This is a genomic window from Schlesneria sp., assembly GCF_036405755.1.
Lineage (GTDB): Bacteria > Planctomycetota > Planctomycetia > Planctomycetales > Planctomycetaceae > Schlesneria > Schlesneria sphaerica.
Window position 1 is genome coordinate 1 of record NZ_DASWWZ010000253.1, and the last position, 3,702, is coordinate 3,702.

At 53.3% G+C, this 3,702-nt stretch carries 3 protein-coding genes; 1 reads left to right on the plus strand and 2 read right to left on the minus strand.

The window, feature by feature from the left end:
• Window positions 1-1,169, plus strand: a 1,169-nt coding sequence (locus tag VGE80_RS08950; protein WP_440592410.1) for a tyrosine-type recombinase/integrase, incomplete at its 5' end; no start/stop codon positions are given.
• 180 nt (window positions 1,170-1,349) lie between these two features.
• Here VGE80_RS08950 and VGE80_RS08955 read toward each other — a convergent pair.
• Together VGE80_RS08955 and VGE80_RS08960 are read right to left on the minus strand one after the other, a co-directional pair.
• Window positions 1,350-2,165 (minus strand): hypothetical protein, encoded by an 816-nt coding sequence (locus VGE80_RS08955; protein WP_440592411.1) that lies wholly within the window; start codon window positions 2,163-2,165, stop codon window positions 1,350-1,352.
• A 193-nt stretch (window positions 2,166-2,358) separates the two neighbouring features.
• Window positions 2,359-2,973 (minus strand): SOS response-associated peptidase, encoded by a 615-nt coding sequence (locus VGE80_RS08960; RefSeq protein WP_440592412.1) that lies wholly within the window; start codon window positions 2,971-2,973, stop codon window positions 2,359-2,361.
• Window positions 2,974-3,702: the final 729 nt, after the last annotated feature.

The following is a 3,702-nucleotide window of genomic DNA, read 5'->3' on the forward strand; positions in this document are numbered from 1 at the left end:
GGGCAAAGAAGGTTCGGGGCGAGTTCCATTTCTTCGGCCCATGGCGAGATCCGCAAGGAGCGCTGGAAGAATGGCTGCGAGTGAAGGATGACCTGCTCGCGGGACGAAAGCCGCGAGCCAAGGGAGACCCGGGTGGCCCCACGGTTGAGCTCGTCACAAATGCCTATCTCACGAGGAAAGAGCAGCTTTACCTAAGCGGCGACATCTCCAAACGCACGTTTGAAGACGCCGTCAAAGCGGGAAAGCGGTTTGCTACCGAGTTCGGTAAGACTCGAGTGGTCTCTGATCTACAACCCGACGACTTCGCCGCGTATCGCGTCAAACTTGCGAAGACCCGCCGTGCAGTGTCTCTGGGTAACGAAATTCAACAGGTCAGGTCGATCCTCAAATTCGCCTACGATGAAGGGCTGATTGCGTCTTCGATTCGGTTTGGTGCCGCGTTCAAGAAACCTTCGGCGAAGACATTGCGAATCGAAGGTGCCCGGCACGGAGCCCGTGATCTGTCTTCAGAAGAAATCCGCACGCTATTGGATGCGGCGGATGTGCACCTCAAGACCATGATCCTGCTCGGGATAAATGCTGGTTTCGGAAACAACGACTGTGCTACTTTGAGAAAGGCTGCCATGGACCTGAAAGAGGGTTGGCTGTCGTATGCGAGACCGAAAACAGGGATGTCGCGACGAGCGCGGCTGTGGCCTGAAACGGTCAAAGCAATTCGAGAATCACTCAAAAAGCGACCTCAACCCAAAAGCGACGACGACGCTGATATTGTGTTCATCACGAAGTACGGCAATAGCTGGTCGAAGAATACGACGGGCAACCCGGTTTCTCTCGTCTTTCGCAGGCTTCTCAACGAATCCGGCTTGCATCGATCGGGGATCGGATTTTACTCCCTCAGGAGAACATTTGAGACGATCGCGGGGGAGACGCTCGACCAACCCGCCGTTGATCTGGTAATGGGGCACACACCGCTCGGCAACGACATGGCGGCCCGGTACCGTCAACGGATTAGTGACGAGCGGCTGGAGAAAGTGGCTGAGCACGTGCGGAAGTGGTTGTTTGCTAAAGCCACGAATGTGCCCACGAAGAAAACGGTCGCGAAGAAGAAGTCGCCCGTCAAGGATAAGAACGCGCCCGCCAAGAAAATCAAGAAGCTTACGAGGCACTGATCGCAGTCAGTCTGCAAGTCCGTCGGTGTGTGTCATGCCGAAGCGACCAGAGAGATCCCGAGGCGTGGTTAGGGTTGCACTTAACCGCCTAGATCTTTACGGTCCGGGGCAGATGGGCAACGCATTAGCGACGCCGAATTTCTCAGATGGCACGAAGGAGTTTGATCGAGCAAGATTCACTCAGGTTCTTTTCTTGCGTTCCATTTCTTCAACGATACGTGAGAATTCCGGCAGTCTGCAAGTAAATGCGATCCTCTTTGATGCATTCCACTGGCTTTGAAGTGCAACCACCCAGTATCTGACCTGCGTTCCGTCCTGGCGAACTGCGAAGATCGGTCCGCCGCTCATTCCCGAAATATCCGACAGTGAATCGTCGGGGACTTCAAATGAAGTCCATGGAATCTCTGGGATAATCGTTGGTTGAGCTTCAATCGGACGAAGGGCAAATGTGTTCGTCATGATGTCCACGGCAGTTTGCCCGTTAATTTCGCTTACAGACGACCCTTCGTTGGATGCGCCAGCGATGAAATAGCAGTCAATATCAACCGATGGTGTCGCCATCCATTTGTCTGCCCTAAGGGGGATACGATTGCTCTGCTTGAACGCTAAAACTTCAAGGTGATTCAGCCTTATTAGACCCAAGTCAATTCCCTTTACATCGTCGTCGAGGAATTCAATATCCCGCTCCTCAATGTTAAAGTGAAGTGGGGGAAGTGGATTTGGATGGAGAACGAAATTGTCAGAGAAGAACGGTGAGTAAAGGTCTAAGTCTTTTCTTTGGCAGAGTTTTTGAAGGTCTTTGAGGCAATGTCCTGCTGTGGCTAAATACCAATCTTCACCGTTGCAAAGGATGAACGCAGAGCTCAGAAAGTTATGCCACTCGCTTCTAGGGGTGCCATCCTCCGCAACACGTCTGTGGACGCACCCAATTGCTACAAGGTGCTGACAGAATAGCTTGTGCAGATACTCTTTAGCCTCCGCAATGCTCGTAATCATCTTCCGGCCTCCCGTTTTCCGTGATCGAGCGTCCGACAATTCTCCGAAGCAGTGCCCACTCTCGTAACTAACAGGTCCACTCTCTGCATTCATACACTCAACAAATAGGACGGCGAACTATCCAAATACGCAATTGCAAGTGGTTCCTTAACTCAGCGTTGGTCAAATCGACCGACGCACAGCACGGTCATCGCTATGGGGCACCGCGGTCCTCTTCTCTCCGGTCGTCGCCAATCCCACAGATACAGAACAGCTCCCTGTGTGACGCCAAAACCCATGGTGCAATCTGATCGTTCGTGAGGATCACCGGCATGCGGTCGTGAAGTTCACTCATCATCTCGTTGGCCTCTGTCGTGCAAATTGTGCAACTGACGATCTCTTCGCCTTCGGGCGACTTCCACCATTCGTGCAGACCCGCCATCGCCATCGGGTGACCGTTTGTCCGCGTGATGTAATACGGTTGTTTGTTCTTGGCGTCCAGTTTCTTCCACTCGTAGAAACCGCTGGCGATCACGAGGCACCGCCGGGCCTTGAAGGCGGATCGGAACATCGGTTTGGTGGCGACGGTGTCGGATCGGGCGTTGAACGTGGAGGCCGCAATCTTCAAGTCCTTTGCCCAAGAGGGAATCAGTCCCCACCGAGCAGGAAATGCCTCGCGTCCGTCCCGTGCACTCTTCACGCAAATTACCTGGGTGGTGGGGGCGACGTTGTACCGAGGCGCCCAATCGATCGAGTCGTCGAAGCGAACAACGTCAAAAAACTCCTGCAGATCTTGGGGCGATACCTTCGACGTGATGCGTCCGCACATGACGTTGCCTTCCTGAGTGAACGACTTGGAAATGAAGTGTCCCGAAATTGAAATCGGCAGTCAAATTGGACGCGATTGATTGGGTCGGTGCCTGCAGCGTCACCACGCTTGACGAGTCTCATTTGTGCGGGAAACTGAAAATACCACCCCTTACATTTCCGAAAAGAATGGCGGGGGAGAGTTTGGATCAGCCCGCTGTCGATTTGGTGATGGGGCATACGCCGCACGTCAACGAAATGGCGGCTCGGTATCGCCAGCGGATTGGTGATGAGCGATATGCGTCAGCGGACATTCTTCGCTGCATCGCGCAGTAGTTGCGCAGAATACAACTCCATTCCAATCTCGACCGCGAGACGAAAGAATTCGGTGGCAGCACGATGTCGGTCGAGGTGGTACTTCCGCACGATTGCCCGCGCATGAGCCCGATAATGATTCATCAAATCGCCGGAGGTCCCCATGTCTTCGTTTAGAATCGTGCACAGTCCATTGATCGCAGCCGTGGGCAAATCAGGTCCGTTTACAAAAAACCTCAGATAAGGAACGAAGTGTGGATGTCGAAGAATGTCCCTCCCGGACGTCCCATTCGATGGGCGGATTCTGAAATTGTCGGGAATTGTTCGACAAGAAATTGGGGTATGAGAAAGTCCGTGAATCGCTGTAAAGAGCGTTTACCACAACGTTTTTTCAGGGAGCGATTCACGGATGAACGCAGAATATCAACGACTGGAA